The sequence below is a fragment of the Serratia sp. BW106 genome, from assembly GCF_002607755.1.
Lineage (GTDB): Bacteria > Pseudomonadota > Gammaproteobacteria > Enterobacterales > Enterobacteriaceae > Serratia > Serratia proteamaculans.
Window position 1 is genome coordinate 1 of sequence record NZ_MCGS01000013.1, and the last position, 1,425, is coordinate 1,425.

General features: G+C 47.2%; 1 protein-coding gene. It reads right to left on the reverse strand.

Features of this window, described 5'->3' with window-relative positions; translation table 11 throughout:
- Positions 1-10: 10 nt before the first annotated feature.
- A protein-coding gene (locus BEI65_RS11250; RefSeq protein ID WP_232519077.1) for an IS3 family transposase occupies positions 11-1,374 on the reverse strand; the annotation gives its coding sequence in 2 pieces (ribosomal slippage) (positions 11-888 and positions 888-1,374; 1,365 coding nt in all).
- Positions 1,375-1,425: the final 51 nt, after the last annotated feature.

Here is a 1,425-nt window from a genome sequence, read left to right on the forward strand (position 1 = left end):
CGATTTAAATTTATGTCGCACTCAAGGCCTGCGTTCTGTATTCCACGGGACTCAGGCCTTTTAGTTTCTGCTTGATGCGACGATTATTGTAATAATCAATGTAGCTTACTATCTCTTGTGATAGTTGCTCCACATTATCAAAGTGTTGTAAGTAATACAGTTCCGCTTTCAGATGACCGAAGAAGTTTTCCATTACTGCATTGTCCAGACAGTTTCCCTTGCGGGACATGCTCTGTTCTATCCCATGACTCCGTAACTCATGCTGATAAGCTGCCATCTGGTATTGCCAACCCTGGTCACTGTGTAGCAAGGGCCGTTCTCCCGCTGTCAGTGTGCTTAACGCTTTGTTCAACATCGTTTTAACCAGCGTAAACACCGGCTTTTGGGCAACTTCATAAGCGACGATTTCGCCGTTGTACAAGTCGAGGACCGGGGATAAATACAGCTTTTTCTCCCCCACCCGGAACTCCGTTACATCCGTTACCCACTTTTGATTGGGCCGCTGCGCGCTAAAATCACGCTGCAGGATATTAGGGGCTACCTTCCCGACATTTCCCTTGTACGAGTGATACCTTTTACGACGTACTGCTGATCTCAGTTGTAGCATGCCCATCAGTTTCTGGACGGTTTTATGGTTTAAACAATATCCCATTCTTCGGATAACGCAGGTCACGCGGCGATAGCCATAACGGCCTTTATGTTCGTTAAACACCGCCATCACCTGCTGTTTAACTTCACTGTACTTATCCGGCGCTCGCTGGCTCTTACAGCAATAATAATACGTACTGCGTGCCAGGTCCCCGGCCTTCAGCAGGATCTCTAAACGGTGTTCTTGCCTCAATGCCGTGACTATTTTTGCTCTTTCCGACGTGCTAGGGCATCGTTTTGTTGCATCAAGGCTCTCAACTTTTTTATGTAGTCATTCTGTGCACGTAAAAACGCGATTTCCTCCCGCATTTCTTCGGGCGTCAGTTCATCAGGTGACTTGTCGGCATGGGGAGTTTTAGGATGTTGAGACATTCGGCGACCACGCTTATTCAGTTTGAGGGCTTCGGCCCCTTTCTCCTGATAAAGCTTAACCCAGTGTTCCGGTGTGAGATATGAGGGAATATTGAATTTGGCGGCGACGTCGGCAAAAGACAGTGGATTTGAAAGTGCAAACTTGACGACGGCAAGCTTAAAGTCGGGGGTGTAATGTCGCTTGTGTTCAACCTGTAGTCCTTGTTCCCCGTGATGTTGATAGGCGGCAATCCACCTACGAAGTTGAACGTGAGCAACAGAAAACTTGTTAGCCGTCTGCTTTTGACTACCTAATCCGGCAAGATAATACCTGACGGCATCGAGTTTGAACTGGAGCGAATACTTAAACTTCATAAAACTGCACCTCCAAATGTCAGATGACTATCCAACATTTGGGGTTCAGTT